The 25,774-nt window shown below is 46.2% G+C and carries 18 protein-coding genes, 2 tRNA genes and 3 rRNA genes; 2 read left to right on the forward strand and 21 right to left on the reverse strand.

Annotated elements, in window-relative coordinates; all coding sequences use genetic code 11:
• Positions 1-54: 54 nt before the first annotated feature.
• The 20 genes from ftsZ to DYD54_RS08105 form a co-directional block, all read right to left on the reverse strand.
• A complete protein-coding gene (gene ftsZ / locus DYD54_RS08010; RefSeq protein WP_063514475.1) occupies positions 55-1,200 on the reverse strand; it encodes a cell division protein FtsZ in 1,146 nt (381 codons plus the stop codon).
• Between the two features lie 39 nt (positions 1,201-1,239).
• Positions 1,240-2,535 (reverse strand): cell division protein FtsA, encoded by a 1,296-nt coding sequence (ftsA, locus tag DYD54_RS08015; RefSeq protein ID WP_063514476.1) that lies wholly within the window; start codon positions 2,533-2,535, stop codon positions 1,240-1,242.
• A 207-nt stretch (positions 2,536-2,742) separates the two neighbouring features.
• The gene (locus DYD54_RS08020) at positions 2,743-3,516 is read right to left on the reverse strand and encodes a cell division protein FtsQ/DivIB (protein ID WP_063515022.1); all 774 of its coding nucleotides are present in this window, start codon (positions 3,514-3,516) and stop codon (positions 2,743-2,745) included.
• A gap of 184 nt (positions 3,517-3,700) precedes the next feature.
• Positions 3,701-4,618 carry a D-alanine--D-alanine ligase gene (locus DYD54_RS08025; RefSeq protein ID WP_063514477.1) on the reverse strand — a complete coding sequence of 306 codons (918 nt, stop codon included), beginning with the start codon at positions 4,616-4,618 and terminating at the stop codon, positions 3,701-3,703.
• Positions 4,619-4,654: 36 nt separating this feature from the next.
• Complete coding sequence (murC, locus tag DYD54_RS08030; RefSeq protein ID WP_063514478.1) at positions 4,655-6,100, reverse strand: UDP-N-acetylmuramate--L-alanine ligase; 1,446 nt, start codon at positions 6,098-6,100, stop codon at positions 4,655-4,657.
• A 26-nt stretch (positions 6,101-6,126) separates the two neighbouring features.
• Positions 6,127-7,209 carry an undecaprenyldiphospho-muramoylpentapeptide beta-N-acetylglucosaminyltransferase gene (murG, locus tag DYD54_RS08035; RefSeq protein ID WP_063514479.1) on the reverse strand — a complete coding sequence of 361 codons (1,083 nt, stop codon included), beginning with the start codon at positions 7,207-7,209 and terminating at the stop codon, positions 6,127-6,129.
• A 127-nt stretch (positions 7,210-7,336) separates the two neighbouring features.
• Positions 7,337-8,173 (reverse strand): glycosyltransferase family 2 protein, encoded by an 837-nt coding sequence (locus DYD54_RS08040; protein ID WP_147285087.1) that lies wholly within the window; start codon positions 8,171-8,173, stop codon positions 7,337-7,339.
• A 72-nt stretch (positions 8,174-8,245) separates the two neighbouring features.
• The gene (locus tag DYD54_RS08045) at positions 8,246-10,363 is read right to left on the reverse strand and encodes a PhoX family protein (protein WP_063514480.1); all 2,118 of its coding nucleotides are present in this window, start codon (positions 10,361-10,363) and stop codon (positions 8,246-8,248) included.
• 223 nt (positions 10,364-10,586) lie between these two features.
• Complete coding sequence (gene gshB, locus DYD54_RS08050; RefSeq protein WP_063514481.1) at positions 10,587-11,537, reverse strand: glutathione synthase; 951 nt, start codon at positions 11,535-11,537, stop codon at positions 10,587-10,589.
• Between the two features lie 3 nt (positions 11,538-11,540).
• Entirely contained in the window at positions 11,541-12,185 is a 645-nt protein-coding gene (pyrE, locus tag DYD54_RS08055) for an orotate phosphoribosyltransferase (protein WP_063514482.1), read from the reverse strand.
• Between the two features lie 143 nt (positions 12,186-12,328).
• Entirely contained in the window at positions 12,329-13,207 is an 879-nt protein-coding gene (tsf, locus tag DYD54_RS08060; RefSeq protein ID WP_046697017.1) for a translation elongation factor Ts, read from the reverse strand.
• Between the two features lie 156 nt (positions 13,208-13,363).
• Positions 13,364-14,119, reverse strand: a complete 756-nt coding sequence (rpsB, locus tag DYD54_RS08065; RefSeq protein WP_063514483.1) for a 30S ribosomal protein S2 — start codon at positions 14,117-14,119, stop codon at positions 13,364-13,366.
• Between the two features lie 190 nt (positions 14,120-14,309).
• The gene (locus DYD54_RS08070; protein ID WP_063514484.1) at positions 14,310-14,780 is read right to left on the reverse strand and encodes a pilin; all 471 of its coding nucleotides are present in this window, start codon (positions 14,778-14,780) and stop codon (positions 14,310-14,312) included.
• 138 nt (positions 14,781-14,918) lie between these two features.
• Positions 14,919-15,032: ribosomal RNA gene (rrf, locus tag DYD54_RS08075) — 5S ribosomal RNA — on the reverse strand.
• Between the two features lie 162 nt (positions 15,033-15,194).
• Positions 15,195-18,052, reverse strand: a 23S ribosomal RNA gene (locus tag DYD54_RS08080).
• 233 nt (positions 18,053-18,285) lie between these two features.
• A tRNA-Ala gene (locus DYD54_RS08085) sits at positions 18,286-18,361 on the reverse strand.
• 9 nt (positions 18,362-18,370) lie between these two features.
• Positions 18,371-18,447, reverse strand: a tRNA-Ile gene (locus DYD54_RS08090).
• Between the two features lie 61 nt (positions 18,448-18,508).
• Positions 18,509-20,038: ribosomal RNA gene (locus DYD54_RS08095) — 16S ribosomal RNA — on the reverse strand.
• Together the 16S, 23S and 5S rRNA genes with 2 tRNA genes alongside form the textbook arrangement of a ribosomal RNA operon.
• A 550-nt stretch (positions 20,039-20,588) precedes the next feature.
• Positions 20,589-21,395 (reverse strand): CDP-diacylglycerol--serine O-phosphatidyltransferase, encoded by an 807-nt coding sequence (gene pssA / locus DYD54_RS08100; protein WP_063514485.1) that lies wholly within the window; start codon positions 21,393-21,395, stop codon positions 20,589-20,591.
• 3 nt (positions 21,396-21,398) lie between these two features.
• Complete coding sequence (locus tag DYD54_RS08105) at positions 21,399-22,277, reverse strand: 23S rRNA (adenine(2030)-N(6))-methyltransferase RlmJ (protein ID WP_063514486.1); 879 nt, start codon at positions 22,275-22,277, stop codon at positions 21,399-21,401.
• A 77-nt stretch (positions 22,278-22,354) separates the two neighbouring features.
• On the opposite strand from DYD54_RS08105, the gene DYD54_RS08110 reads away from it, so the two are divergent.
• Both DYD54_RS08110 and DYD54_RS11805 read left to right on the forward strand, forming a co-directional pair.
• Positions 22,355-22,951 (forward strand): 2OG-Fe(II) oxygenase, encoded by a 597-nt coding sequence (locus DYD54_RS08110; protein ID WP_063514487.1) that lies wholly within the window; start codon positions 22,355-22,357, stop codon positions 22,949-22,951.
• Complete coding sequence (locus tag DYD54_RS11805) at positions 22,941-23,066, forward strand: hypothetical protein (protein WP_256594038.1); 126 nt, start codon at positions 22,941-22,943, stop codon at positions 23,064-23,066. Before DYD54_RS08110 ends, DYD54_RS11805 begins: the two co-directional genes overlap by 11 nt.
• 60 nt (positions 23,067-23,126) lie before the next feature.
• Here DYD54_RS11805 and DYD54_RS08115 read toward each other — a convergent pair whose 3' ends face one another.
• Complete coding sequence (locus DYD54_RS08115) at positions 23,127-25,661, reverse strand: TonB-dependent receptor (RefSeq protein WP_063514488.1); 2,535 nt, start codon at positions 25,659-25,661, stop codon at positions 23,127-23,129.
• Positions 25,662-25,774 lie beyond the last annotated feature (113 nt).

Consider the following 25,774-nt stretch of genomic DNA (forward strand, 5'->3'; position numbering starts at 1 on the left):
ATCCCTAAAAACAAAAGCCCCATACATGGTATAGGGCGATTGCATTGACATTGATTAGTCGTTTTTGTTTTGCTGCTGTTGCAGGTAGTTGCCAACACTGATTGGCTTAGTCACTAGGCGTGGCTGAGCTTGAGGCGCAGCTTGTTGTTGTGGCTGTTGGCTGGCAATCGCGCTTACATGATCTGCAGGTGCAGATTGTTGATTGGCTAGCTGGGTTTTAGGACGCTCATCCACTGTTAAACCTGTTGCAATCACGGTTACATAGATGTCATCACCCATTGACTCATCGTCCACAGCACCAAAGAAGATGTTGCCCTCATCGATGTTCGCAATACGGCTAACCACTTCGGCAACTTCATACGGTTCGCTCATGCCGATGTTCGCACCCACGATATTAATGATCACACCTTGAGCGTTCTTCAGTAGTAGATCGTCAAGAAGTGGAGAGCGAATCGCTTTTTCTGCTGCTTCTGCCGCACGACCTTCGCCACTAGCACGGCCAATACCCATCATTGCATGACCTTTTGCCGTCATGGCAGTGTGTACGTCATTAAAGTCGATGTTAATCACACCAGGCTCACGAATCGTGCGAGTGATGCCATCAACCGCCTGCAGTAGAACGTCATTCGCCTTGGCAAATGCATCTTTCATGGTCAGACCGCGATAGACTTGTAGTAGTTTTTCGTTTGGCACTGTGATGATTGAGTCAACGTACTGAGCCAGCTGATCAATACCTTCTTGAGCAAGCTTAGCACGCTTACCACCTTCAAATTTAAATGGTGTGGTCACAACTGCAACGGTCAAGATGCCTTCTTCTTTGGCAATACGAGCAATCACAGGAGCTGCGCCCGTACCTGTGCCGCCGCCCATACCAGCAGTGATGAACACCATGTCATAATCAGACAGTAGCGCACGAATTTCAGCTTCGTCACTCTCAGCTGCTTCACGACCCACTTCAGGGTTAGCGCCGGCACCCAAGCCACGAGTTAGCTCGCTGCCAAGTTGTAGTTTGTTTGGCGTGGTAAGCTTGCCAAGTGCTTGACGGTCAGTGTTTGCCGCCACAAAATTGATGCCCGTAACGTGTTGATTTACCATGTGCTCAACTGCGTTGCCACCGCCACCGCCAACACCAACAACGATAAAACGTGCTTGTCCATCTGAATCAAACTGTGTGTCATCTGACATGCTGTACTTAACCATAACTCACTCCAAGAATTTGAAAATCATCGCCCAAAGGCATTAAAACCATTTTTTGATTTGGTTGGTGAATACTCGCCAACCTTCAGAAACTTTATTTGTCAGCCTGTCTTGAGCTGACACCTCGCCATAGCTGTCTTTGATGAATTGTTCGCCATTCTGATAAAGTAGCGAACCTATCACGCTGTGCAGCTTATTATCTTTTAGATAACCATTAAGTAGCGCAATATTGTCATCGGTTAGATTTTTTGGACAAATGCTGACGCGTCCATTCGTGGTCATCATACGGACCGGCAGACCCCATTGACGACCCACAAAATAGCTAAGACCATCAATCTGAGTGGCACCGCCTGCCAAGACAACACCCGCTTCGATCTGCGATGACAGGCCCAAATCATCAAGGCGCTTACTGATGCGCATAAAAATGTCATCATAACGCGCCGCGATCACACTACTCAATCGACGCAAGCTCACCGTTGATTCTCCTCCCAAGCGACGCTTTAGAGTTACAAAAGCTGCACGCTTGGCAGGGTCGAGCTGAACAGTGCCCTGCTGATGCTTTAGACTCTCAGCTTCAGACACCGACAAGCCAAGCTCTGTCGCAATGTCAAAAGTAACCGTCTGACCACCCACGTCCAAACAATCGGAAAACAAAAGCGAACCACCACGATACACACAAACTTTCGTCGTACCTAGGCCAATGTCAATAAAACAAACGCCGCGCTCTTTTTCTTCTTTGGTTAGGGCATATTCAGCACTGACCACGCCATCAAACAATGTCGCCCCTACCGATGCCTCTGCTGAATTAACCACATCAAGAATCTGCGCATGGTAATTGGCAGGCAGCGCCATGACATGGTTTGCTACGCTAATCTCATTGGCGTGCATGCCAATTGGATCTTTAACCTCTTGGACGCCGTCTAGATAGCTTAGCAGCTGACATGATTGCAATAACGTATAATCTTCAGCACGCAGCTTATCAGCAATCAGCTCTTTGGCGCGATACAGATCGCTTTGTTGAACTGTGGTGTGCGCTCTGCTCTTGTGCAAGCTAAGCTTTTGCATGTCGTTCATTGAGGTCATGAGAGGTGATGCAAACGATAAGCACACCTCATGGATATTCACCCCTGCCATGTCGCCTGCTTCTTGCAGAGACTTATAAACCGCGCTTAATAAGTGCTCACGACGTTCGATCTTACCGCCAACGAATGCATCTGTGCGCGCCAAACCCACCGCCGAGACCTTGATCTTTGGCTGTTCAGGCGTACCTGTTGCATAGCCGACTACTGTATAAGCAGCAGTTGAACTCAAATGCAACGCAACCTGTAGGTCTGACATAACTATCCTCAATTAACCGGCAAAACGCCACAAAAAAATCTCAAAAAACCACAACAACCATCGACTTACGTCGCACGCACGAGCTTTGTAATATTTTAGCATTGATGATGATTTTATAAAAGAGCAAAGCCCATAAAAATCAGGGATTTATTTCCCATTTGAACAAAAATCAATCGAAATTAAACGCTTTTTAAAAAACATTCTTCATCAAGAAGTTTTCAAGCCTGAATCAGACGGTTTTTGAGGTATTTCAGCAGTTTTCCAAGCAATGGCAAAACCGTTTTTATAGCGCAAATCTACCGACTGAATTTTTGGCAATTCTTTGGCAAGACTGCCCGCCAAAAGTGACGACAAACTAAACAGTTTTTGTTCGGTGTTCTCATGATCGACAATCACACGAAGCCCATTATCAAAACGAATCAGCCAAGTCTGGCGTGACGTTAATGTCATGTCCTCTGCCGTCATACCAAGCGGAGAGAACCATTCATTGACTCGCTGCATCTGGCGCATCATGTCCGTTGCATCATTGGTGTGACCGCTGTACAGATGAACCAGATTCTTATCCATTAGCTCGCGCTCATCAGCCGGCACGAACACCGCACCATTGGCATCAAGCAGATGCTGACTACCGAAATTAGCCACCGCACGTCGCGGCACGACAGAGACAATAGCGCCTTGCTGCCAATCGCGCTTAACGCTGGCACTCTCAACCCACGACAAGCTAGACACCACTTGATGAATACCCATCAAATCCGCGCCAAAAAACTGAACCTGCCCAAATGGTGCGGTCGCGGTTTTTAGCGAATTCGCCTGAGATTCGGTCAAATTACTCAATTCTAAGACAAGTGGGCGTTTTGGCGCCTGCTCAATACCCTTCATCGCTGCAACAATCAAGCCGCCAAGCACAATGGCTACCATGAGCAAAATCTGCCATAGTTTTAGAACTCGACGTGCATTTTTAGTATTGACTTGGGAATTCATGGGGAATTTGCGATAAATACGATAAATTTGTATATAATAACGCATTTTATCGATAACACAAAGCAAAATATCAACCAAAGCATGATTTTTTACATCAAGTTACAGTTTAAATCTGCAATCATCGCTTGTCTTTAGACAATAAAAAAGCCGAATCACGTTTCGGCTTTTTTATTGAATTTAAATATTAAGACAAGGTCTGCTCTAAGATGGTCACACATAAGGTTGCAAAATCAATTCCCGCTTGCTTTGCCGCCATCGGTACCAAGCTGTGATCCGTCATGCCTGGCACAGTATTGATCTCTAATAGGTATAATTTACCATCGTCAGACTTTAGAAAATCGACGCGCGCCCAACCACGACCACCAATACCACTAAAGGCACGTCGCGCAAGCTCGCCCATTTCACGCTCCTGCTCATCCATCAGATCTGATGGGCATTGATATACCGTGTCGTCGCGCAGATATTTGGCTTCATAGTCATAGAACTTACCCTTAGGGATGATGCGAATACTTGGCAGCACCTCATCGCCCAACAGCGAACACGCGTACTCACCGCCTGTGATTGCTTTTTCTGCAAGAATCTCGCCGTGATACTGCTTAAGCTCAGGGTATGCTTTTGCCAAATCGCCTACCCTCTCAATCATCATCACGCCAACGCTAGAACCCTCAGCTGCCGGTTTGACAAACAAAGGAAAACCCAACTCTTTTTCTACTTGCTCAAAATCACTGTCGTCATTTAAGACCACATAAGGTACATTCGGAAGCCCCAATGACTGCCACAATAAGCGATTGCGAAATTTATCCATCGCAACAGCAGAAGCCAACACGCCACAGCCTGTGTATGGGATATTAAAACCATCGAGCACGCCTTGTAAGCTGCCATCCTCGCCAAATGTACCATGCAGCACATTAAACACACGGTCATAGTCACGCAGCTTCGAGATGTCGGTCTCTTTGGGGTCAAAATGATGCGCGTCCACACCTTTTGAAAGCAATGCATTTAGCACCGCCTTGCCACTATTTAAAGAAACTTCGCGCTCACTGCTCGTACCACCGCAAACAACAGCCACTTTACCAAAAGCAGTTGGATCAATCTTTGTCATATTATCTCTCAAATGGTTTAATTATTTATCTATGAATTATTTTAGATACAGTTCGTTATCTCTTAAATCCAAACAAATATGTCCCACATTGCCCGCGCCTTGAGTGATTAGAAGATCGCCGGCTTTTAGGACGCGCTGCATGACTGGTGCTAGATTTTCTTTATCCACGAGCGTTGGCTCGACTTGTCCACGTAGGCGAATGCTGCGCGCCAATGACTTAGTATCGGCACCCACAATCAACGCCTCGCCTGCTGGATACACATCCAACAAAAGCAGTTCATCGACATTCGACAACACCTCAACAAACTCATCAAAGCAGTCACGAGTACGGCTATAACGGTGCGGCTGGAACATCATCACTAAGCGGCGCTCGGGATAGCTTTGGCGAGCTGCCTTGATGGTTGCCAGCACTTCGGTTGGATGATGCCCATAGTCATCAATCAGTAGTACATTGCCGCCATCTACAGCAATGTCTGCCTGCTGTTCAAAGCGGCGACCCACGCCTGCAAACTTACTCACCGCACGAACGATCGCCTCATCATCCACGCCTTCATCAGTCGCCAAAGTGATGGCAGCCAGTGCATTTAGGACGTTGTGCTCGCCAGGGATGTTTAAAGTCAGGCGAAGTGGCTCGCGATCCTTGCGCAGTACAGTAAAATGCGTGCGTGCACCTTCCACCTCTAGGTGGGTCGCCTGCACGTCATTATGCGAACCGAAACCGAAAGTTAGTACAGGGCGCGCAATGTCATCAATCATGCCAGACAATTCTTGATCATCGCCACAAATTACCGCCAATCCATAAAAGGGCATGTTTTGCAGGAATTGGATATAAGCCTGCTTTAACTTATCAAAGCTGCCGCCATAGGTCTCCATGTGATCTTCATCGATGTTGGTCACGATCGCCGCCATCGGACGCAGCGACAGGAATGAGGCATCTGACTCATCCGCCTCAGCAACCAAATAGCGAGAGCTGCCCAACGATGCGTTCTTACCCGATGCGTTTAATTTACCGCCAATGACATAGGTAGGATCGAGACCCGCTTCGGTAAGCATCATGGTCAGAAGGCTAGTGGTTGTCGTCTTGCCATGCGCACCCGCCACCGCGATAGAATGACGGTAACGCATGAGCTCGCCAAGCATGTCAGCGCGACGAACCACCGGCAGACGCGCCTGTAGCGCGGTTTGAATTTCAGGATTCGTCTTATCAATGGCAGATGACACCACCAGCACGTCAGCGTCCTTAATATTAGATGAATCGTGCCCGATGAATACCGTCACACCAAGACTCTCTAGACGCTTGGTGACGGGACTTTCTTTGATGTCCGAACCTGTTACGGTATAGCCTTGGTTGAAAAGCACTTCTGCGATGCCGCACATGCCTGCACCGCCAATACCCACAAAGTGAATCGTATTAATTCGTCTCATTTCAGGGATTTCGATAAGCTGCTTGGCAAGTTGTTTTGATGAATTATTATCTGTCATGTGTTGTCCCAGAGATTCTATTGTTTTTATTTAATTGACCGCTCGATGATGTCCGCCACATTCTGAGCAACGTTGTCTTTGGCGTGGCTGCGAGCCTTGATCGCCATTTCTTTGCAGTCTGCTCGGGTTAATGCATCTAACTTCGCCGCCAACGTTGCGCCAGAAAGTTCACTTTGTGGCAGCAAGATACCCGCACCATCGTTCGTCAGACTCTTGGCATTGGCGGTCTGATGATCATCCACAGCGTGTGGAAGCGGAATGAAAATCGGTGCAACGCCCACACTTGCAATCTCGGTCACTGTCAATGCGCCTGCTCGGCACACGATCACATCCGCCCAAGCATAAGCTACCGCCATGTCATCAATAAACGGCATCACTTCAAAAATATGGCGCGACGTGTCAATATTCGCACGAGAATATGCCACGATCATGTCTTGATGATTGTCCTTACCACATTGATGGCGCAGACTGATTGGGCGGTTTAGATAGCTAAACATTTCAATGACCGCCTTATTGATCGCTGCTGCCCCAAGACTACCACCAACCACCAGCACCTTAAGCGGAGATGTGTCATTATCGTCATAACGCTCATTAGGCGGTGCAATCTGACTAATATTGGCACGCACGGGGTTGCCCACAGTCACTAGGCGTTGACCAAATCCATCGCCAAAAGCGCCATCAAACGCCTGTAGGATCTTATCCGCATGACGTGCTAGGTTTTTATTGCTCATGCCGACGATGGCGTTTTGTTCGTGGATGATGAGTGGTTTTTTTGAAAGCTTGGCAGCCAGTCCGCCAGGCGCAGTGACATAACCACCAAAACCCACCACAACATCGATGCGCCCTGAGTCAATGGTATTTTTGGCTTTCATGACAGCCTTGAATAGCATGAATGGCAATTTTACCACGCGAGCCAAACCCTTGCCGCGCAGGCCTTGCATGTCCACGTGATGCATCTTATAGCCGTGTTTTGCAACCAAATCATTCTCCATGCCATTGGGCGTACCCAACCAATGGACAGTTGCGCCGCGCTTGGTTAGCTCATCCGCCACCGCCAGCGCAGGAAAAACGTGACCGCCAGTACCGGCCGCCATCATCAAAATATTCATTACTATTCCAGATTAATTCGTTAAATAACAGGATGTTAAAAACAATATTGTGAAACAAAATGCCGACAAATACAAGGGAAAAATATCATTCACAAAAAAAATTCATCAAACAGTAACATTTAAGCTACTAAGATAATACGATTGGCATTTTGCCCGTTTTGGTGTTGATGATCTTGCGTAGCTTTTTAATTCTATTGATGGCATTTTGGGTGGATTGATTGGCCTTATGGAGGTCATCTTGAGTGACGCTTCGAGTATTCTCACCAAACAATAATGCATGAAATAGATGGTTTGCAAACATGTTCTGATGGCAATGATAATCCACTCCAACCTCATAATCAGGATTGTCAAACAATGTGGCAATCATTGATGTATCAATGGTGGCAAGCCCTAGCGCACCATCTTCACCGCCAAACCTCTTAAAAATCTCATCGTCATCAAACCCACCCAATGCCAAAAAATAAGGACGGTAAAACACCATGTTACTGCCCGCGGTCATCTCAAAGGTACGCCAAGCGATATCAAATTCAGGATGATCAGCAAACTCTTTAGGAAGGTTGATCGGAGTCATTGGCAGTCGTATCATCCCCACATCAAACTGCGAGAACACCATCGCGCACGCTGGCAACACTTGGCTCTGATAGCTGTCATCAGCATCCAAAAAACCAATAAAATTAGACTTGGCAAGCATCGCTCCCCAGTTTCTGGCTGTGGCAACACCTTTATTGATGGGCAGTCTTTCAATATGGATTAGATTGGGATGGTTCTTTTGCAATCTAGTAATGACCTGCCAAGTCTCATCGACTGAGCCATCATCAATGAGATAAATCCTACCTAGATTCGATTGGATAAGCACGCTCATCACCGCTCGCTCAATGGTATCAGCAGCGTTATAACAAGGGATGATGACGTCGATGGAGAGTTCTGGCATGAGATGTACGATATTTTTTGTGTATTTTAGCACAACCAAGCCATTCAATTAAACACAAAAAAGAGCAGATGCTCACCTGCTCTTCTTTAGTTAAGATTGATAAAGTTATGCGTCTAATGATTCGCCTAGAATTACACCGCCGTCTTTTTTGGTGATGACGACCGTGCCTGAGCGCGGCGTCTTACCACCTGCCACCACACCAAAAGTTCCTTCTGGATGCTGGATATTGATGAACAGTGCCTTAAAGTCAGGAGTTATGGTGATGCCCGTCACTTCTGAACCAGCAGGACCTACAAAGAAACGCTTTAAGGTGTCAGGCGTAGCGGTCGCCCCAACATGTGTCATCTTGCCAGTGGTGGTAGATACAGTCTCGCCATCACCAATCTTATTCGGCAGTGCTGCAAGCAGCATACAGTTGGTCGTCTTAGTATAAGCACCGTCATCCGTCTGAATCCACAGAACGCCGCGTGGGTCAAAGAACAGACCATCTGGCGATGACAGATCGTTCTCAGCGGTTAGCTTAGATAGATTCTGCTCAGCCTTATCATGTGGAGAGGCGAACAGGTAAATGTCCCAGCGGAACTTATCGCCAGTATTGCCCGCCAATTCTGCAAATCGGATGATGTGTCCATGCTGGTTGCCTTTGCCATCGTAGCTACGAGGGTTGGCAGCATTCACATCTTCTTCTTTACGCTTAGAGTTATTGGTTAAGGTGACATAGACTTCGCCTGTGATTGGGCTGACCGACACCCATTCTGGTCTATCCATCTTGGTTGCACCTACTTTGTCAGCAGCCAAACGGGCAAAGACAGCAATCTCAGCTTCATTTTCAAAATCAGCCAATGCAGGGTTTTTCTTTGATAATTCACGCCACTCGCCTGTGCCGTCATCATTAAACACCGCAACATATAGCGTGCCTTTATCAAGGTATTTATCACCCACTTTTAGACCACCACCGATGTCTTTGTTTGACCACTTGGCATCTGAGACGAACTTATAGATGTACTCGCCACGCGCATCATCACCCATATAGAACACCAAGTTCTCACCCTGCTCTGGCGGTACAAAAGCACAGTTCTCATGCGCAAAACGACCCAAGCTTGTACGCTTCACCGCTTGAGCTTTAGGATTAAACGGGTCAATCTCAGTGATATAACCAAAGGTATTAAAGGTATTACGATGGTCGTCGGTAGGCTTCTTGGAGTCAGGTTTGGCAGTCACATCCCAGTGATCGAACTCGCCTTTTTCGCCATCGGTTGGTGTGTGCCAACGATAGACATCATCACCGATGGTGTGCTCTTTTAGACCATAACGAGCCAATCGCTTGTCGTCTTTTTCGCTGATGATTGCTTTGTCTTCACTTCTGGCGAAGACATTTAGGAAGTTTTCTTCTGTGGTCAAATACGTTCCCCATGGTGACAATCCGGCGCCACACTGGTTATTAATACCAACGCTCGTTAAGCCCTTAGGGTCAATTTTCGTCTGTAGATACTCACTGCCTTTGGCGACGCCTGAGATTTTGGTTGTCGTGCCGCTGGTATAACGCTTGTTAAACGGAGAATCTTTTACCAATTCATAACCTGTCGGTGTGCGCTTTAGCTCAACCACAGACACGCCATGTGCGTGAATTTCACGGCGAACATCGTTTGCAAGCTTTCTTTTTTGATAGATTTTGGTTGCGCTTAGATCTTCTTCTGTATAATTTTCGATCGGGTTTAGGTTTGGATTGGTGTACTCATGGTTCATGGCAAGCAGTCCACGCTCCGAAACTTCGGGCGCATACTGACCATTTTTTAGACCAAAAAACCACATGCCGTCATGGTTATCACCCATGCGGTATTTGAACGATTCGCCCACCACCATACGATCGTCCGTCCAGTCATCGATACCACTGACCAACGGTGTACCCAGCGGCAAAATCAACTCAGCACGATAACCCTCAGCCACTAGCATATCACCACCTGTATAGTGTGGCACCGCGGTGAATTTTAGCGAGTTTGGACGTTGTAAATTTTTGACAGTATTAGCTGATGGCTTAGCCAGCGCCGACAACGGGAAACTGCCAAAAAACGCTGCGGCAGTCAGACCAGCGCCGCCTTTTAGAACGCTGCGGCGATGCACAGAATTCATCATCGATGCAAATTCAGGGTTGTCTGTTGGGTTGGAATCCTCTACAAATTCCTCATCTTGAAAATCAAACTCATTAGGGCTGTGCGATAGCATGGCATACTCCAAATACGATAAAAATACAGTTAAATTAATCCAAAAGTGTGATTAACACTGCGTTCAACATTGCGGTGAGTATCAGACACTTTCAAATTAACAAACCATTAAAAAGTATGCATAGCATAAGATATATTTATGACAATTTCGTGAATGAAAATTGCGATTAGATAATAAAGAATAAGACGGTAAATAACCGTCTTATTGCCATATGGATACTATATCAATCTACCAATTTCTCTATGAATTCGATAAAATCAACCGTGATCTGCGTGCCACATTGATCATCAATCTCTCGCACACAAGTTGGCGATGTTACGTTAATTTCTGTGATTTTTGCACCGATTAGGTCAAGCCCGACAAAGTACAGACCATTTTGTAATAATGTTGGCGCCACTTTTTCGGCGACAGCACGCTCAGCATCAGTCAGTGGCATGGCAACACCGCGGCCACCTGCGGCCAAGTTACCACGAGTCTCGCCCCCTTGTGGGATGCGTGCCAGACAATACGGCACCACTTGTCCGCCAACAATTAGCACGCGTTTATCGCCCTCTTTAATCTCGGGCAGATATTTTTGCACCATAATGGGCAAGCTCTCCATCTGGGTCAGCATCTCTAAGGTTGAGCCGATGTTCGGACTGTCTGCAGTCAACCGAAAAATCCCCATACCACCCATGCCATCTAATGGCTTGACAATCACATCTTCATACTCATTGATGAATTCACGAATGTGTGACTGCTTGGCGGTGACAATGGTTGGGCTCATGTATTCACTAAACTGCGTCGCGAATAGCTTTTCGTTGCACGCACGCACTGAATTAGGATCATTCACCACAAGCACTCCTGCGCGCTTGGCATATTCTAATAAATGCAAAGCATACAAAAAGCTCATGTTAAATGGCGGATCTTTGCGCATCAAGATCACATCAAAGTCCGTAGCCTTAACGGTGGTTTTTTCATCAAGTTCGTAAAATTTTTCAGGATTTTTAAAAACTCTTAGATCCTGCTTATCCACACAAAGCTTACCCTTATCAAGCCACAGATCATGAATACCGCAATACGCCAAGCCATGATTACGTTCGCTAATTGCCCACATCATCGCAAGAGATGTGTCTTTTTTATAGCTGATGGTGGCAATATCATCCATGACAATTAGAAAGTTTAATTTTTTCATGGCTCAAATCCCGTATTGCTGGCGATAGGCTTGCATTTTTGCCAGATACTCGGTCTCACCTTTGGCTTCTAGAAATGCAATAATATCATCAATATCTACAAGGGCATGAACAGGCACGCCAAAGTCATCATTGATCTGTTGCACTGCTGAACGTTCATCCTGCCCACGTTCTTTGCGATCAAGTGCAATGACAATTCCCGCAAGATTTGCGCCGGCATTTTTTAGAATCTCAACCACCTCACGCACCGCCGTGCCAGCTGTCATGACGTCATCGATCACCCATACTGATTTCCCAGTTAGATCTGCACCGACTAAGTTACCACCCTCGCCGTGTGTCTTAGCTTCTTTGCGGTTATAGCCCCAAGCAGCGTCAATATCATGAGATTGCCATAGAGTCTGTGCCGTAGTCGCCACAAAAGGAATGCCCTTATAAGCCGCGCCGAAGATGGTAGGACTTTCGGTGTTTTTTAATTCATTGGCAAGGATTTGGGCATAACCTTTTGATAGCATATCAAGCGCCTTACCACTTGATAATAATCCAGCATTAAAAAAGTATGGACTGACTCGGCCTGATTTTAGGGTAAATTCGCCAAATTTTAGTACACCATAATCAAGCAACAGCTGAATAAATTCATTCTTATTAAACATGAACACCTCCAATTTTTAAATTAATATGCAAATAAAACAAAGCTATTGTACCCCCATACTTTATTTTTATCAATTTACGATTTGCTCAATTTCAATAAAAAACGCACTGAATATCAGTGCGTTTTATCTTAATCAAATAAGAATTAAGATTGTGCAGCAGCTTGAGCAGCAGCAACTTCAGCAGCGAAGTCTTCTTGCTTCTTCTCGATGCCTTCGCCAACTTCAAGACGTTTAAAGCTTAGAACAGTTGCATTTTCAGCTTTCAGTACATCACCAACTTTCTTCTCATTGTCGATAACGTATGGCTGATTTACAAGCGTTACTTCGTTTAGGTACTTTTGAACACCACCGGTGATCATTTTCTCAATAACCGCTTCGGGCTTACCTGATTCTTTAGCTTTAGCTTCGATGATGTCTTTTTCACGCGCTAGGATGTCGGCAGGTACGCTTTCTTCATTAACCGCCAGTGGGTTGAATGCAGCTACTTGCATGGCAACAGCTTTACCGATTTCTTCTGAACCGCCTTCGTAAGATACAACAACACCGATACGGATGCCGTGACGGTATGCAGCAAGGTTAGCGCCTTCGATGATTTCAGCGCGGCGAACTTGGATGTTTTCGCCGATTTTTTGTACCAATGCGATACGAGCTTCTTCAACAGTCGTGCCATCGCCATAAGGTAGTGCAGAGATCGCTTCAACATCAGTTGTATTGTTAGCCAGCGCAAGCTCAGCTATTTTGTTAGCGAATGCAGTGAAGCTCTCGTCTTTAGCAACGAAGTCAGTTTGGCAGTTTACTTCTAATAGCAGTGCTTTACCAGCAGCTTGAGCAATAACGATTGCACCATCAGCAGCGATGTTACCTGCTTTTTTAGCAGCTTTAGCTTGACCTGATTTACGTAGGTTATCAATGGCAAGTTCGATGTCGCCATTTGCTTCTTCTAACGCTTTTTTACATTCCATCATGCCAAGACCAGTACGGTCACGCAATTCTTTTACCAACTTTGCAGATACTTGAGACATGGTTTTCACCTTTTAAATGTATAATACTTAATATTTATTCAATTCAATTGTAGTCATAAAAAATGAAAATTTCATGACTAACATGGGCTGTTGTTAAAAAAGGCATGAACGTTAATCAATAGACATTCACGCCTTTAATTGCTAAATAATTAAAGATTATTCAGCAGCAGCTTCGACGCCTACTTCTTGTTCTGAAGCTTTACCTTGAGTTTTTGCATACTCTTTACCAGCGATGATCGCGTCAGCCATGGCAGTTGCATATAGGCTTACTGCACGGATTGCGTCGTCGTTAGCAGCGATAACATAATCAACGTTATCTGGATTAGAGTTAGTATCAACGATACCGATAACAGGGATACCTAGGTTTTTAGCTTCTTTAATAGCGATTGCTTCGTGATCAACGTCGATTACGAATAATGCATCTGGCAAGCCACCCATGTCCTTGATACCGCCAAGTGCGCGCTCAAGTTTCTCCATGTCACGGGTACGCTCAAGAGCTTCACGCTTAGTTAGTTTTGCAAAAGTACCATCTTCAGCTTGTTTCTCTAGCTCTTTTAGGCGAGTGATTGACTGACGAATGGTTTTCCAGTTAGTCAAAGTACCACCTAACCAACGGTGATCGATGTAAGGCATGCCAGCACGTTGTGCTTGTTCGCGGATTACACCACTTGCTGCGCGCTTAGTACCAACAAAAAGGATTTTGTTACGGTTAGCAGCTTGTTGGTTAGCAAAAGTCAGTGCTTCATTGAATTGCTTAACAGTGTGCTCAAGGTTGATGATGTGAATGCGGTTACGTGCACCAAAGATATATTGGTTCATTTTTGGATTCCAAAAACGAGTTTGGTGACCAAAGTGAGCGCCCGCTTCTAGCAAATCACGCATTGAAATTTGAGTTGGGTTTTTATCTGACATAAAAAATCCTAAATTAATTAATGGGTTACGCCTCCACGAAATCAAAATATTGAATTTAAAGGCACGCATCTGTTGCCAGATTAATCAAACCTTCAAACACCCCAACATTCTGCGCCTACAGGCAATTTTCGTGTGTGTAGTGTTGATGAAAAATACGCCTATTAAAAATAGACGCATTATTATACCAAAACTACTGACCACGAGCAACACCCCCACACCCCTGCGTCCGATATTCTTCTGCCACATCTGTCGTACATGCCCACACGCCTTTTTCATCGCGTGTCCAGATGATTTTCTTACCATGCAGTGAGGTGGCAGCATCTTGTCCTAAGGTGGCTTCAATGCTTGAAGTGGTACCAAGCTTAACCGATAAGCCTGATTGACCTGTGGCAGGGTTTGTATTGCTCTCTGCAGGCGCCGTACCACTTTCTTCAATCAAATTACTCTTTGTCCAGCCTAATTGACAGCTTGACCCTGTCATGCCTTGTAATAAACAAATATCCACCGCACTGCGCAGCTGACTGACCTCCATGGTCACACGGCTCACCTGCGCCACAGCCGTACGATTTTGAAATTGCGGAATGGCAAACATGGCAAGCACACCAATGATCACAATGACGATTAATAATTCAATGAGGGTGAATCCCTTTTGTGAGATCATGAAGAATCCTTTGGGCAAGAAATTAGCAATAAATGAGTATGGATAATGACAGATTTTAGTCCAAAATGCAAGTAGATTAAGTTATAAATCGGTAATAAAAACCACCCCCATTAATGACGGGGGTGGCTTCAAATAAGATGCTGACGATGACCTACTCTCACATGGGCGAACCACACTACCATCGGCGCTAAGACGTTTCACTTCTGAGTTCGGGAAGGGATCAGGTGGTTCCATCTTGCTATTGTCGTCAGCGTAAAAGGATAACAACGCTATTTATGAGTCTGTTGTTTTATTTTTTACTTTAAATTTTAATTTTTAAAGTTTTAACTTTTTAAGTTAAGTTATTCAAGATTGATTCAAGCTTGTTAGGTAAAATCTTTACACTTATCTCATACTAAACCACTTGGGTGTTGTATGGTCAAGCCAAACGAGCAATTAGTATTGGTTAGCTACACATGTCACCATGCTTCCACACCCAACCTATCAACGTCGTCGTCTACAACGGCTCTTTGGGGAAATCTTATCTTGAGGTGGGCTTCCCGCTTAGATGCTTTCAGCGGTTATCCCATCCGAACATAGCTACCCGGCAATGCTTCTGGCGAAACAACCGGAACACCAGAGGTTCGTCCACTCTGGTCCTCTCGTACTAGGAGCAGATCCTCTCAAATTTCCAACGCCCACGGTAGATAGGGACCGAACTGTCTCACGACGTTCTAAACCCAGCTCGCGTACCTCTTTAAATGGCGAACAGCCATACCCTTGGGACCTGCTTCAGCCCCAGGATGAGATGAGCCGACATCGAGGTGCCAAACACCGCCGTCGATATGAACTCTTGGGCGGTATCAGCCTGTTATCCCCAGAGTACCTTTTATCCGTTGAGCGATGGCCCTTCCATACAGAACCACCGGATCACTAAGACCTACTTTCGTACCTGCTCGACTTGTGGGTCTCGCAGTTAAGCGCGCTTTTGCCTTTATACTCTTTGAACGATTTCCGACCGTTCTGAGCGCACCTTCGTACTCCTCCGTTACTCTTTAGGAGGAGACCGCCCCAGTCAAACTACCCACCATACATTGTCCTTGATATTGTTGTATCTAAGTTAGAACCCCAACATAACCAGGGTGGTATTTCAAGGATGGCTCCATGCAAACTGGCGTTCACACTTCAAAGCCTCCCACCTATCCTACACAAGTTAGGTCAAAGTTCAATGTAAAGCTGTAGTAAAGGTTCACGGGGTCTTTCCGTCTAGCCGCGGGTACACAGCATCTTCACTGCGATTTCGATTTCACTGAGTCTCTGCTGGAGACAGCGCTGCCATCATTATGCCATTCGTGCAGGTCGGAACTTACCCGACAAGGAATTTCGCTACCTTAGGACCGTTATAGTTACGGCCGCCGTTTACTGGGGCTTCGATCAAGAGCTTCGCATACGCTAACCCCATCAATTAACCTTCCAGCACCGGGCAGGCATCACACCCTATACGTCCACTTTCGTGTTTGCAGAGTGCTGTGTTTTTAATAAACAGTTGCAGCAGCCTGGTATCTGCGACTGCCAACAGCTCATAAAGCAAGTTTAATTACCGTCGGCAGCGTACCTTCTCCCGAAGTTACGGTACCATTTTGCCTAGTTCCTTCAGCAGAGTTCTCTCAAGCGCCTTAGTATTCTCTACCTGACCACCTGTGTCGGTTTCGGGTACGATTTGTTTATGACTATCGCTTAGAAGCTTTTCCTGGAAGCAGGGTATTTGCCACTTCGCCAGCAAGCTGGCTTGCTATCAGATCTCAGTAATAGCTTGGCGGATTTGCCTACCAAGCCTACCTACATCCTTTCACCTGGACAACCAACGCCAGGCTGACATAACCTTCTCCGTCCCTCCATCGCATCATAAACAAGTATTGGAATATTAACCAATTTCCCATCGACTACGCCTTTCGGCCTCGCCTTAGGGGTCGACTCACCCAGCCCCGATTAACGTTGGACTGGAACCCTTGGTCTTTCGGCGAACGGGCTTTTCACCCGTTTTGTCGTTACTCACGTCAGCATTCGCTCTTGTGATACCTCCAGCATACCTTACGATACACCTTCACAGGCTTACACAACGCTCCCCTACCACTTAATTGAAACAATTAAATCCGCAGCTTCGGCTCCTAGTTTGAGCCCCGTTACATCTTCCGCGCAGGCCGACTCGACTAGTGAGCTATTACGCTTTCTTTAAATGATGGCTGCTTCTAAGCCAACATCCTAGCTGTCTGTGCCTTCCCACATCGTTTCCCACTTAACTAGGAATTTGGGGCCTTAGCTGGCGGTCTGGGTTGTTTCCCTCTTGACGACGGACGTTAGCACCCGCCGTCTGTCTCCCGGATAGTACTCATCGGTATTCGGAGTTTGCATCGGTTTGGTAAGTCGGGATGACCCCCTAGCCGAAACAGTGCTCTACCCCCAATGGTATTCGTCCGAGGCGCTACCTAAATAGCTTTCGGGGAGAACCAGCTATCACCGAGTTTGATTAGCCTTTCACCCCTATCCACAAGTCATCCCCTGGCTTTTCAACGACAGTGGGTTCGGTCCTCCGGTGCCTGTTACGGCACTTTCAACCTGCTCATGGATAGATCACTCGGTTTCGGGTCTATACCCTGCAACTAAGACGCCCTATTAAGACTCGGTTTCCCTACGGCTCCCCTAAACGGTTAACCTTGCTACAGAATATAAGTCGCTGACCCATTATACAAAAGGTACGCCGTCACCCAACAAGTGGGCTCCGACTGCTTGTATGCACACGGTTTCAGGTTCTATTTCACTCCCCTAACAGGGGTTCTTTTCGCCTTTCCCTCACGGTACTGGTTCACTATCGGTCAGTCAGGAGTATTTAGCCTTGGAGGATGGTCCCCCCATCTTCAGACAAGATTTCACGTGTCTCGCCCTACTTAATGTGTCGCATTTGCAGTTTCGCATACAGGACTATCACCTACTATGGTTGGCTTTCCCACGCCATTTTGCTACTACAAGTTTGATCGGCTACTCCCCGTTCGCTCGCCGCTACTTGGGGAATCTCTATTGATGTCTTTTCCTCGGGGTACTGAGATGTTTCACTTCTCCCGGTTTGCCTCCTAACCAAAGGTTAGGATAGCCAACTTATGTTGGCTGGGTTTCCCCATTCAGAAATCGCCGGGTCACAGGATATTGCCACCTCACCGACGCTTATCGCAGGCTATCACGTCTTTCATCGCCTCTGACTGCCAAGGCATCCACCATGTGCACTTCATTACTTGACCATACAACCCCAAGTAGTCTTGGTGTCATAAGGGTAATGTGTAACGATTTACCTATGTTTACGCTTGATTCAGTTCTCTTTACTTTGGTTAATTATTTTGTTGGAAATAAATAATTAACCCAGACTCATATATACGTTGTTAAATAGTGATATAAACTTCGTCAGTTTATAAAGTTAAAGCATAAATAAGAAATCTTATTTAAATTGCTTATGTATGCTTTTGATGTTTAATAATGGTGGAGTTAAGGAGAGTCGAACTCCTGACCTCCTGCGTGCAAGGCAGGCGCTCTACCAACTGAGCTATAACCCCATTTGTTAATGGTGGGTCTAATAAGACTTGAACTTATGACCCCCGCGTTATCAACACGGTGCTCTAACCAACTGAGCTATAGACCCGTTTTAAACATCTTACTAAAGAACAACTTGTTGTGAATTCTTGCCAATCAGATAATATCGTTAAGGAGGTGATCCAGCCGCAGGTTCCCCTACGGCTACCTTGTTACGACTTCACCCCAGTCATCGACCCCACCGTGGTGAGCGCCCTCTTGCGTTAGGCTACCCACTTCTGGTGAGATCAACTCCCATGGTGTGACGGGCGGTGTGTACAAGGCCCGGGAACGTATTCACCGCAGCATTCTGATCTGCGATTACTAGCGATTCCGACTTCATAGAGTCGAGTTGCAGACTCTAATCCGGACTACGATTGGCTTTTTGAGATTGGCATCACATCGCTGTGTAGCAACCCTTTGTACCAACCATTGTAGCACGTGTGTAGCCCTGGTCGTAAGGGCCATGATGACTTGACGTCGTCCCCGCCTTCCTCCAGTTTGTCACTGGCAGTATCCTTAGAGTTCCCGACCGAGTCGCTGGTAACTAAGGAAAAGGGTTGCGCTCGTTGCGGGACTTAACCCAACATCTCACGACACGAGCTGACGACAGCCATGCAGCACCTGTATTCTAATTCCCGAAGGCACTCCCGCATCTCTGCAGGATTCTAGATATGTCAAGACCAGGTAAGGTTCTTCGCGTTGCATCGAATTAAACCACATGCTCCACCGCTTGTGCGGGCCCCCGTCAATTCATTTGAGTTTTAACCTTGCGGCCGTACTCCCCAGGCGGTCTACTTATTGCGTTAACTGCGTCACTAAGTCTTTAAAAGACCCAACGACTGGTAGACATCGTTTACGGCGTGGACTACCAGGGTATCTAATCCTGTTTGCTACCCACGCTTTCGCACCTCAGTGTCAGTATGATGCCAGGAAGCTGCCTTCGCCATCGGTATTCCTCCAGATCTCTACGCATTTCACCGCTACACCTGGAATTCTACTTCCCTCTCACCTACTCTAGTTGTCCAGTATCAGATGCAGTTCCTAGGTTAAGCCCAGGGATTTCACATCTGACTTAAACAACCACCTACGCGCGCTTTACGCCCAGTAATTCCGATTAACGCTCGCACCCTCTGTATTACCGCGGCTGCTGGCACAGAGTTAGCCGGTGCTTATTCTGTGGGTAACGTCAGGGCTTGTGGGTATTAACCACAAGCTTTTCCTCCCCACTTAAAGTGCTTTACAACCAAAAGGCCTTCTTCACACACGCGGCATGGCTGGATCAGGCTTTCGCCCATTGTCCAATATTCCCCACTGCTGCCTCCCGTAGGAGTCTGGGCCGTGTCTCAGTCCCAGTGTGGCTGATCATCCTCTCAGACCAGCTACAGATCGTCGCCTTGGTAGGCCTTTACCCCACCAACCAGCTAATCCGACTTAGGCTCATCTAATAGCGAGAGCTTACGCCCCCTTTCACCCGTAGGTCGTATGCGGTATTAGCCATCCTTTCGGATGGTTATCCCCCACTACTAGGCAGATTCCTAAGCATTACTCACCCGTTCGCCACTAATCATATCCAGCAAGCTGGATACTCATCGTTCGACTTGCATGTGTTAAGCCTGCCGCCAGCGTTCAATCTGAGCCATGATCAAACTCTTCAGTTTAATCTTTTTAAGATGCCTATTAAGTATCTTAGTAAACTAAGATAAGTTAGGACTTGGCTCATTTATTATATTACTAGCAAAATTTGATACTAATTAAAGTATCAGCTCATCGTGTAAATGAATTAACTTTGAGTATTTTTGTCTTAATAACTAATAAATGAATATTTATATATTATTTATTGAATTATCTTGTATTGACAAAAATCCACACAAGTTGTTCTTTAGTTTGGATTTTAAATAGTGTGCTAATCATCGTCTGATTTAGCTTATGACCTTTTTGTCGGTCAAGGCTTGTTATTATAATCGATTTGATTGTAAAGTCAAGCACTTTTTTAAATTTTTTCTTAATGCTGTTTCAGATGTTTCGCTGATCGCGTTAAGTGGTGCGTATTATACGGATTATTTGGATAACGTCAATCATTATTTTTGATAAATTTAAATATATTTTATAAGTATATGATTTTTATAATAATTATACTATTTAATTTGATCATTAAAAAGACCCAAAGATCAATTACTTAACTTTGGGTCTTTTTAGATGAATGTTTATCTATCTTTTGGCTCTAAATGTGGTGACAAAACCCGACAGTGCATAAATAATGCCAATGGCCAATATACCCACGGGCAGATCATAAAGCGCCGCGCCCATGACGAGCACCCCAATGATCAATGCCACGAACGGAACTTTCTGGCGGTCAAATTCCTTAAAGGAGTAATACTTAACATTACTCACCATGAGTAATCCGCAGATCACAACCCATGCAGCAAAGGCAAATTCTGCCACACCGATATTATTGCCCACGCTCCCCAACCAATCGGCATGATCAATCGCAACCATGACACTTGATGCTAATAGAATGGCAGCCAAAGGACTTGCCAATCCAATAAAGTACTTCTTGTCAACTTCGCCAATCTGCACATTAAAACGAGCCAAACGAAACGCCGCGCAAGCTGTGAACACAAAAGCGCACGCCAAACCAAAGCGTCCTAACTCGTGCAGGACAAATTGATAAACAAGCATTGCGGGTGCAAGTCCAAACGCGATGCAATCCGCCAAACTGTCAAACTGCTCGCCAAATGGGCTTTGTGCATTTAAGATGCGTGCAGCTCTCCCATCCATGCCATCAAGCACAGCGGACAGAAAAATTGCCAAAGCCGCCTTATAGTAAGCACCTTCACTACTAGCGACGATGGAGAAAAACGCACACAACATAGATGCAGTGGTGATAAGATTGGGAACGAGATAGACGCCCTTTCTTACTTGTCGCTGTCCATCAATGGCCTCACTTTCAACAACTTCAAAAGTGATGCCGCCTGCATCATCAAAGTCATTTAGATGATCGTCTGACTTCTTCATACATCATTCTCCGACCAGCCATTTCACGACCGCCATGTCTTCAATAGTCATGGCAGGTGCATCTGCTGGTTTTAGAATTGGCGCGAGTGTCTGCAGAATTTCTTTGGCATGCACATCAAACTGCCAAGGCGGATTAATAATGTGCAATCCTGTGCCATTCATGCCCACCGCCACATCATTAGGATATAAATTTAGCTCACATACCAGCTGACGACGGATTTCGGTACGTTTCATTTTTTTGTAGAACAGCTCTACCGCTTCTTTGTTCTTAATGGGATACCACAGCACAAATGTCCCCGTGGCAAATTTCTTATAGCTTGCCACAAGCAAATCCACCAAACGGCTAAAATCTTTATACTCTTGTTCAAATGGCGGGTCAAGTAGGATAATACCACGCTTCTCTTTTGGGGGTAGCACCGCAGGCACGCCTTCAAAAGCGTCACGATGATGAACGCCAATCGGCAGTTGGTATAACTGATAATTTAGCGCATCGTATTCATCGGCCACCACTTCAAAGGCTTCGGCACGCAAAGGTGCATATTTAGAATGATTAAGTGCATGATTGGCAATCCACCATGGCGAGCCAGGATAGACGTGTTTATCATAGGTCTTGCGAGCGGTGTCAAGATCTAACAAATACTGAGCGATGGCTTTTGGCGGCGTGTCAAGATCGGCATTCTCTAGCGCAAGAATGCCTTTATTTGCCTCACCTGTCTTGGTGGCTTCCGTACTCTCTAGCGAGTACAAACCGCGCCCACCATAAGCATCCAATACATAATAAGGCTTGGCTTTGGCGGAGAATTGAGAAAGCAGCTGTAATAACAAAATATGCTTGGCAACGTCAGCGAAGTTACCTGCATGATAAGCATGTTTATAGTTCATGTTGGTCTATTATGGTCTGTGTTTTTTGGATGCGTTTATGGTAACATAGTTGATTGTTTTTAGCTATTTTTATTTGTATGACAACCTTTTATGCCGACTGGCACGCCTTGATTGATGCCAAGCTTGATGACTTTATCGCCACAGGCACGATGGTGCTTGATGATGTCTTTGCTATGGACGACTTGACCGCCTTGCAAAATGAGAGCGGATTCATTGACTACAAAGAAGCCAAGCTCACACACGGTGAGAGGCAAGCTGCCATTCGTGGCGACAGCATTCGCTGGATTGATGAGGCTTGCCCTGTGGGGCTGGCGTATCTCCATGCCATCGATGAGCTTGGACGATATTTTAACGCCACGCTATATGCTGGCATTCGCTCATCAGAAGCACACTATGCTTGCTACCCTGCTGGCTTTGGTTATCGGTGGCATTCAGACAACCCCAAAGGGCGAGACGAACGAATCATCTCGGCGGTGTTCTATCTCAATGACGCATGGCAGGACACTGATGGTGGTCAAATCACTGTCATCGACAGCATGGGCGACACCATACAACTTGCCCCGCAGCCAAACCGCCTTGTCATCTTTGACAGCAATTTACAGCATCAAGTTGAAATCACGCACCGCCAGCGTTTCTCCATCGCCACTTGGCTACGGCGAGACGATGGCATCTGACGACACCGATGACAAAGCCATGCCCAGCTCATCGGTCGTCAGCTTAACATCAGCAGCAAAAATCCAAATACTCAAACAAGCTCATCAGATTGGCAGCAATCAACTCTCTACTTAGACTTCTCCAATCAGGGCGAATGACATCGCCCTTTCATGTCGCTTTTTTATTAAAGCACCCTTAGAACTTCACATTCAAAGACATACTCACATTTCGTCCTTGTTGTGGCACAAAGGGCAAAAATGAGTTGTGCACATAGATTTTCTCGTTCAACAAATTATTGGCACGAACCGACCATGTGTAGTCGAGACGCCCTGTGTTTTTACGATAATCTAGACCGAGATTGAGCAGATTGTAGCCATCGGTGGCGTCCTCATTGATATAAATGGGGCAAAGTTTGTTGCGTCCTGCGTTATGATAGGGGCATTCGCTGTCGTATTTGGCGGCGACAGACTCTGATGTGCGTTTTTGGGCAAAGACCTTGCTAAACTCCAAAGACGACGACCAATTACCGTGTTCGCCATTGATACGAAATCCAAGACGGTCAGGCGACATTCTAGGAGCGTGGCGGTCAGGGCGTGTGATGGTCTCTTGACCGATGATGGGGCGTTTGTAGATGGCACACTCTTCTTCATAATCTGGGTGCGTTCTGCTCCACCCACACTCCTCTGGGTCTTCGTAGCCAACCAGCTGTCTGTCACCATAGATATTACCCACAAAAATCGGCTCAAAGTCATACAATCTGCCACGCACTTTATCGCCAAAGACTGCTACTTTATAATTGGGGTTCACTTGATAGCCGACTTCAAGCTCCGCCCCACGAATCTTAGCTTTGGACTGGGTGTAGCGTCTCATCGCAAGGTTGCCGACCTTGTAGAGATTTTCTGGGTGAATAAAGTTATCAAAATTATTGCCATAGACACTGCCTTTGACGCTCCATTTATCACCCTTAAAGGTCGCCCCAAATTCTAGGTTATCCGACTTTTCTTTATCAAGATTTTTGTTGCCAAACATAAATGAGTTGGTCGCCAAATGCTTGCCGTGATAATAAAGGTCCATCGGGCTTGGTATGCGTTCGTTATGCGAATAAGTGGTATCAAGGCGAAGCTTTGGTGTGATGTCGTACAAGGCGGTAATGGCGTAGGATTTGGCGTTTTGCTTGTAGGTCGTCAAATCAGGATACTCTTGGCGAACCGCTCGCCCATAGCGTTTTAGGGTGTGGTCAATCTCATCTAGGTCATAATGCACAGGGATTTTGGTGTTTTCAAAACGATAGCCAGTCTCTAAAGTGAGCTTGCTAAACTTGGCATTGGTCAAGGCAAACAGCCCCAATGATTTTTGGGTGTTCTCTACCAAAGGTCGGCGGTTTTCTGACTTTTCTTTAATGCTAGGGATTAGGGCGTGCGTGCGGTTTTGGGCGTAGTCAGCTCCCCATACCAGACCGTATTTGTCTTTAATGCTGTGATGAAAGCTTAATTTGCCCAGATAAGCATCATTGCCATAATAAACAGGATTGCCCTGCACAAACCGCTCTTTGCTCCCTGTCATAATGGGCTTGCCTTCGTCAAACTCAGTGTGCTTGTAATTGGTGTAGCCTAAATTTAGCTTGACTTTGTCTAGCCAGTTAAATGGCTGATTCAGCTCGCCTTGAATACTTGTGGAGCTTGACCGCATTTCAAGCCAAGGGGCTTTGTGATGATGGTCGTGCTTATGTCCATAGACATGGTCGTGGCTGTGCTTTGGGTCGGCTTCATGGTCGTTGCCGCAGTGGAAATGGAGCGAATCAAGCATGTCGGTGTCGTCCATCAGGTGCGGATAAATCGTCAAATAGTGGCGACCTCGCCCAAGTTTGTTATGAGGGTCGATGACATGGGCAGCACATTCGTCATATTTATGATTGTGTCCCACAAGCCCATAGTTCTCACGGCGTAGGGTATGGGCAATCCCCAGATGACCTTTGTCGCCGATGTAGGATAAGCCTATGGTGCTGGCTTTGGTGTTGTTGTATGAGTCAGGCAAGTATTTCAAGGTTTCTTCATCAAACTTGATGGCAGGCACATTGTAAGGATTGGCATCTCTTGCCAAGCCCTCCACACGCATCGCCAGATGCTTGCCGATGGGGAAACTAAGTGCAGCAGTAACCAGTTTTTCGTCAGAGCCTGTGGTGTAGCGTGTCAACACCTCGCCTTGCGGCATCGATGGCATACGGCTAGGCAGTCTTTCGTCCACGACATTGATGACCCCAGCAGGCGAAGCGTTGGCGTGCATAAGCGTGCTTGCCCCACGCACAAGCTCCACACGACTGGCAAGCAAGGTATCCACCCCCACAGCGTGGTCAGGACTGATGTTTGACATATCCGCCACACCCAAGCCGTTGTTTAAGACCTTGACACGCACACCCTCTTGCCCACGCACAACAGGAGCGGATGCACCACCCCCAAAAGGATTAGAATGAACACCTAGCTCGCCTGCCAAAGCATTACCCAGTGTAGCAGAGCGTTGTTGCAACTTGGATTTTACAACGGTGGTATCAGAGGCTTTTTGGTTATCATCGAAAGCAGCACCCGCCAAGGGGGTTTTATTGAGCGTAACAATGAGCTGCTCTAATTCTACCGATGGTTTGTCATCGTTATTCACCTGCGATGGTTGATTGGCATAGGCAGCTTGTGCCAGCAGAGTCAATACCGCAAGCGGCAAGGCTTTATAACTTGTCATGTCATGTCCTAAAAATAATTGCCCATAAAAAATTATATTATAACATAATATTTTTCAAAGACAGCATGATTTTAGCAACATTATTTAAAAAGTGTAAAAAAACCGCACCAATC

Source organism: Moraxella ovis, from assembly GCF_900453105.1.
In the GTDB taxonomy this organism is placed as follows: Bacteria; Pseudomonadota; Gammaproteobacteria; order Pseudomonadales; family Moraxellaceae; genus Moraxella; species Moraxella ovis.

Coding starts and splice junctions, on each gene's coding strand:
- tsf (WP_046697017.1), bottom strand. CDS start 13,207: ATGTCTCAAGTATCTGCAAAGTTGGTAAAAGAATTGCGTGACCGTACT.
- gshB (WP_063514481.1), bottom strand. CDS start 11,537: ATGAAAAAATTAAACTTTCTAATTGTCATGGATGATATTGCCACCATC.
- DYD54_RS08020 (WP_063515022.1), bottom strand. CDS start 3,516: ATGAATTCCCAAGTCAATACTAAAAATGCACGTCGAGTTCTAAAACTA.
- rpsB (WP_063514483.1), bottom strand. CDS start 14,119: ATGTCAGATAAAAACCCAACTCAAATTTCAATGCGTGATTTGCTAGAA.
- pyrE (WP_063514482.1), bottom strand. CDS start 12,185: ATGTTTAATAAGAATGAATTTATTCAGCTGTTGCTTGATTATGGTGTA.
- pssA (WP_063514485.1), bottom strand. CDS start 21,395: ATGAAGAAGTCAGACGATCATCTAAATGACTTTGATGATGCAGGCGGC.
- DYD54_RS11805 (WP_256594038.1), top strand. CDS start 22,941: ATGGCATCTGACGACACCGATGACAAAGCCATGCCCAGCTCATCGGTC.
- DYD54_RS08110 (WP_063514487.1), top strand. CDS start 22,355: ATGACAACCTTTTATGCCGACTGGCACGCCTTGATTGATGCCAAGCTT.
- ftsZ (WP_063514475.1), bottom strand. CDS start 1,200: ATGGTTAAGTACAGCATGTCAGATGACACACAGTTTGATTCAGATGGA.
- DYD54_RS08045 (WP_063514480.1), bottom strand. CDS start 10,363: ATGCTATCGCACAGCCCTAATGAGTTTGATTTTCAAGATGAGGAATTT.
- DYD54_RS08115 (WP_063514488.1), bottom strand. CDS start 25,661: ATGACAAGTTATAAAGCCTTGCCGCTTGCGGTATTGACTCTGCTGGCA.
- murC (WP_063514478.1), bottom strand. CDS start 6,100: ATGACAGATAATAATTCATCAAAACAACTTGCCAAGCAGCTTATCGAA.
- DYD54_RS08025 (WP_063514477.1), bottom strand. CDS start 4,618: ATGACAAAGATTGATCCAACTGCTTTTGGTAAAGTGGCTGTTGTTTGC.
- ftsA (WP_063514476.1), bottom strand. CDS start 2,535: ATGTCAGACCTACAGGTTGCGTTGCATTTGAGTTCAACTGCTGCTTAT.
- murG (WP_063514479.1), bottom strand. CDS start 7,209: ATGAATATTTTGATGATGGCGGCCGGTACTGGCGGTCACGTTTTTCCT.
- DYD54_RS08070 (WP_063514484.1), bottom strand. CDS start 14,780: ATGATCTCACAAAAGGGATTCACCCTCATTGAATTATTAATCGTCATT.
- DYD54_RS08105 (WP_063514486.1), bottom strand. CDS start 22,277: ATGAACTATAAACATGCTTATCATGCAGGTAACTTCGCTGACGTTGCC.